This is a genomic window from Curtobacterium uvaldense (assembly GCF_028307415.1).
In the GTDB taxonomy this organism is placed as follows: Bacteria; Actinomycetota; Actinomycetes; order Actinomycetales; family Microbacteriaceae; genus Curtobacterium.
On sequence record NZ_JAQMHU010000058.1, the window covers coordinates 1 to 4,533 of the forward strand.

General features: G+C 74.7%; 4 protein-coding genes. All 4 read left to right on the plus strand.

The annotated features are described in order from the left end of the window. Positions 1–155 precede the first annotated feature (155 nt). The 4 genes from PIJ49_RS16795 (at position 156) to PIJ49_RS16810 (ending at position 4,432) form a co-directional block, all read left to right on the plus strand. Positions 156–866: a GntR family transcriptional regulator gene (locus PIJ49_RS16795; RefSeq protein ID WP_066651529.1), complete on the plus strand. Its 711-nt coding sequence runs from the start codon at positions 156–158 to the stop codon at positions 864–866. Continuing rightward, complete coding sequence (locus tag PIJ49_RS16800; RefSeq protein ID WP_271827130.1) at positions 863–1,879, plus strand: ADP-ribosylglycohydrolase family protein; 1,017 nt, start codon at positions 863–865, stop codon at positions 1,877–1,879. The genes PIJ49_RS16795 and PIJ49_RS16800 overlap by 4 nt, the downstream gene beginning before the upstream one ends. A gap of 148 nt (positions 1,880–2,027) precedes the next feature. After that, complete coding sequence (locus PIJ49_RS16805) at positions 2,028–3,512, plus strand: purine-cytosine permease family protein (protein ID WP_271827131.1); 1,485 nt, start codon at positions 2,028–2,030, stop codon at positions 3,510–3,512. Beyond that, positions 3,509–4,432 (plus strand): PfkB family carbohydrate kinase, encoded by a 924-nt coding sequence (locus PIJ49_RS16810; protein WP_209684538.1) that lies wholly within the window; start codon positions 3,509–3,511, stop codon positions 4,430–4,432. Before PIJ49_RS16805 ends, PIJ49_RS16810 begins: the two co-directional genes overlap by 4 nt. The last annotated feature ends 101 nt before the right edge of the window (positions 4,433–4,533 follow it).

Sequence of the window (4,533 nt, forward strand, 5' to 3'; positions counted from 1 at the left end):
GGGGGGGCGGCGGCCGGGGCCCCCCCGAGCGGCAACCCCCCCCCCCCCCCCGGGGGGGGGGGGGGGCCGGCCGCCCCCCCCCCCCCCCCCCCCCTCCCGTCCTCGTGTGATCGCCTCGGTGACTGGACAGGCGCTGTACATGTACACTCCTGTCCATGCCGGTCTCATCGAAGCGACGCCTCGTCGCCGACGCCCTCCGCGACGCGATCGCGACGGGCCGGTACCGCGCCGGTGAGCGCCTGCCCGGCGAGCACGACCTCGCCGCCCGCTTCGCGGTGAGCCGCGGCACCGTCCGCGCCGCCCTCGCCGACCTGGCCGACGACGAGTACATCTCGACCCACGGGGGCGTCGGCTCGGTCGTCACGTTCGACGGCGCCGCCCTCGACCCGCGGGGTGGCTGGGCGCGGTCGATCGCCGCCTCGGGCACCGAGGTGACCACCCGCATCCTGCGACTCGCCCGCGTGGACGACCCGGGCCTCCAGGCCGAGGTGGACGCGGCGGACGCGGCGTTCGTCGCGGTCGACCGTCTGCGCACCGTCGTGGGCGGGCGGCCGGTGTCGCTCGAGCGGAGCATCCTGCCCGCCGTCGGCCGTCTGGCCGCAGCACCGACCGACGGACTGGTCGAGGACTCGCTCACGGCGACCATCGCCGAGGCCGGCCTCGTGCCGGCGAGCGCCGAGCAGTGGGTCGACGTCGTGCCCCTCGACGCCGAGGACGCCCGCCTGCTCGACCGCGCCGAGGGGACCCCGTTCCTCCGGAGCCGACGTGACTCGCGCACCGCCCAGGGCGCGTTCGTCGAGCGCGTCGACAGCCTCCTCGACCCGGACCGCTTCCGCCTGCACATGCGCTTCGGGACCGCACGATGACGACCCGACAGGACACCGTGAACGACCAGACCCACGCCCTCGCCGCCCTGACCGGCCTCGCGATCGGCGACGCCCTCGGCATGCCCACGCAGTCGATGTCCCTCGCGCAGATCCGAGCCGACCACGGCACGATCTCCGGGTTCGTCGACGCCGGACCGCACCAGCGGATCGCCGCCGGCATGCCCGCGGGCACGATCACCGACGACACCGAGCAGGCGGTCATGGTCGCCGAGCTGCTCGTGGAGGGTGACGGGCACATCGACCCCAGCCGCTTCGCCGAGGCGCTCATCGCCTGGGAACGCGCGATGGAGGCCAAGGGCTCGCTCGACCTGCTCGGCCCCAGCACGAAGACGGCCGTGCAGCGCATCCTCGACGGCGTCCCGGCGTCCGAGGCCGGGTCGACGGGGACGACGAACGGCGCCGCGATGCGGATCGCGCCGGTCGGGATCGCCGTGCCCTCCGGTGACCTCGTCCGTCTGGTCGACGCCGTGCAGGACGCGTCGCGCGTCACCCACGACACGGGGATCGGCATCGCCGGGGCGAGCGCCGTCGCCGCCGCCGTGAGCGCGGGTGTCGGCGGCGCCTCCCGGCCCGAGGCGCTCGACGCCGCGGTCGCGGCCGCCACGATCGGCGCGGCCCGCGGCCACTGGGTCGCGGGCGCGGACATCGCTGCGAGGACGACCTGGGCGCGCGACTTCCTGCCGACCGTCCCCGCCGACGAGCGGATCGACACCGTGTCGCAGCTCGTCGGCACGAGCGTCGCCAGCCAGGAGTCGGTCGTCGCAGCGCTCGCCCTCGTGGCGCTCGACCTCGACCCCTGGCAGACGCTCTGCACGGCCGCGTCGATCGGCGGCGACACGGACACCATCGCCGCGATGGCCGGTGCCGTGCTCGGTGCCGTGCACGGTCCGGACGCCTGGCCCGTCGACGCGGTCACCACCGTGACGGCCGTGAACCACCTCGAGCTCGGCCCGCTGGTCGACGGACTGCTCGCGCTCCGTCACCGGGCCTGACCCGACGCCGGACGGCGGCGGTCCCCCCTCCGCCGCCGCCCGGTCACCACCCCTCCCCGGGAGCACCTCGCTCCCCCGCCGCACCCTCACCTCCCCCGCAGCACCCCACCTCCCCCGCAGCACCCTTCCGATGACGTAAGAGGACCCCATGGCCCAGGACACCACCACGCGCTCCGGCGGCACGCTCTCCAGCGGCACGCTGACGAGCGTCGAACAGCGCGGCATCGAGCCCGTGCCCCACGACGAGCGGAACGGCGCCCCCGGGGCCCTGTTTTGGGTCTGGTTCGCCGCGAACATCTCGATCCTCGGGCTCCCCCTCGGTGCGACGCTCGTGGCGTTCCAGGGGCTGACGATCTGGCAGGCGCTCGTCGTCGCGGTGATCGGCGCCGCCGGGTCCTTCGCGGTCGTCGGGGTGATCTCCATCGCCGGACGCCGCGGCGGGGCTCCCGGTCTGACCCTGAGCCGCGCGGTGTTCGGCGTGCGCGGGAACATCGGTCCGACCGCGGTGTCACTGCTCTCCCGCCTCGGGTGGGAGACCGTGAACACGACGACCGCGGCCTTCGTGCTGCTGTCGCTCTTCACGATCCTGTTCGGCACCGACGGCGACGCGAAGGCGAACCCGGTGCTGACGATCGTCGCCATCCTCGTGTTCGTCGTCGCGACCGTGCTCGTCTCCGGGCTCGGCCACGCGTTCATCGTCGCCGTGCAGAAGTGGGCGACGTGGGTGTTCGGCGCCCTCAACGTCTTCGTCGCCGTGTTCCTGGTGCTCCGTGTCGACTGGGACGTCGTCGGGTCGCAGCCCGCGGGCCCGGTCGCCGCGATGGTGATCGGCATCGGCACCATCGCCGCGGGCACCGGCATCGGGTGGGCGACCGCCGGTGCGGACATCGCCCGGTACACGCGCACCTCGGTGAAGGCGGGCGCCCTGATCAGCGCCAGCGCCGCCGGCGCGGGCATCCCCCTCGTGGTCCTGGTCGGTCTCGGCGCCCTCGTCTCCGCCGGCGACCCCACCCTCGCGCAGGCCGGTGACCCGGTGGCGGCGATCCGCGACCTGCTGCCGAGCTGGATGGCGATCCCGTACCTGGTCGCGGCCTTCGGCGGACTGCTGCTGTCGAACCACCTGTCGGTGTACTCGGCGAGCCTCACCACGCTGACCCTCGGCATCAAGGTGCCCCGCGTGTGGGCGGTCGCCGTCGACGTGGTCGTCACGACCCTCGGCGCGATGTACTTCATGCTCGTCGCCGACGGCTTCTACGCGCCCTTCATCACGTTCATCTCGGTGCTCGCGGTGCCGATCACCGCCTGGCTCGGGGTGTTCATCGCCGACATGGCGAAGCGACGCTGGTACGACCCGGCCGCGCTGCTCGACCTGCGCGCCGGAGGCCGCTACTGGTACCGCGGCGGCGTCGCCTGGGGCGCCCTCGCCGCCTGGGTCGTCGCGATCGTCGTCGGCTTCCTCTTCACCTCGGTGCAGGTCGGCGACGCGGACCCCGTGTTCGTCGGAGCACTCTCGGACAGCTGGATCGGCGAGAACGGCCTCGGGTGGATCGTGACGTTCGTCGTCGCCGCCCTCGTGTACCTGCTCACCGGCGGTGCCCGCGGCCAGCTGCACGCTCCCGAGGAGCGCGCGTGAGCCGCCTCGTCTCGGTCGGCAACGTCGTCGTCGACATCGTCATGCGCGTGGACGCGATCCCCGAGCCCGGCGGGGACGTCATCGCCTCGGCGTCGGAGATCACCGCGGGCGGCGGGCTCAACACGATGGTCGCCGCCGTCCGCGACGGCCTGCCCGTGGTGTTCGCCGGGCAGTACGGCACCGGGCCGTTCGGCGACGTCGTCCGGGCGGCGCTCGTCGACTCGGGCGTCGAGGTCCTGCAGCCCGGGCTCGACGACGTCGACAGCGGGTACTGCGTCGCACTCGTCGACGCCTCCACCGAGCGCACCTTCGTGACGAGCGTCGGCGCCGAGGGCCGGCTCGGCCGCGCGGACCTCGACCGCGTCGCGCTCCGGCCGGACGACACGGTCGTCGTCTCCGGCTACGGCCTCGCGCACGCCGTCAACGGTCCGGCCATCGCCGACTGGCTGACGACGGTGCCCGACTCCGTCCGTGTCGTGCTCGACCCGTCACCGCTGGTCGACACGCTGCCCCCGGCGGTGCTCGGCCCCGTCACGGCGCGCGCGGACGTGGTCAGCGCCAACGGCCGGGAGGCACGGCTCATGGCACCGACCGCCGCGGGACTCCCCGAGGCGGTCGCGGCGATCGCCGCGTCCGCCCGCGGCACCGCGCTGGCCCGTGACGGCGCAGCGGGCTGCTGGGTCGCCGAGCCGGGGCGCGCCCCGGTCCTGGTGCCCGGGTTCCCCGTCGACGCGGTGGACTCGAACGGCGCGGGTGACGCCCACGGCGGCGTGCTCGTCGCTGCCCTGGCGCGCGGGCTCTCGCTGGTCGACGCGGTCCGGCGTGCCAATGCCGCGGCGGCACTCGCGGTGACACGGCGGGGGCCGGCGACGGCTCCGACGGCCGCGGAGACCGACGCGTTCCTCGCCGCGCACGCCTGACGGCGGGGGGCCCGGCCGGGGGGGGGGGGGGGGGGGGGCGCGCGGGGGGTGTGGTATTATTATAATACACACACCCACCCAGGTAGATATATATTCTTTTG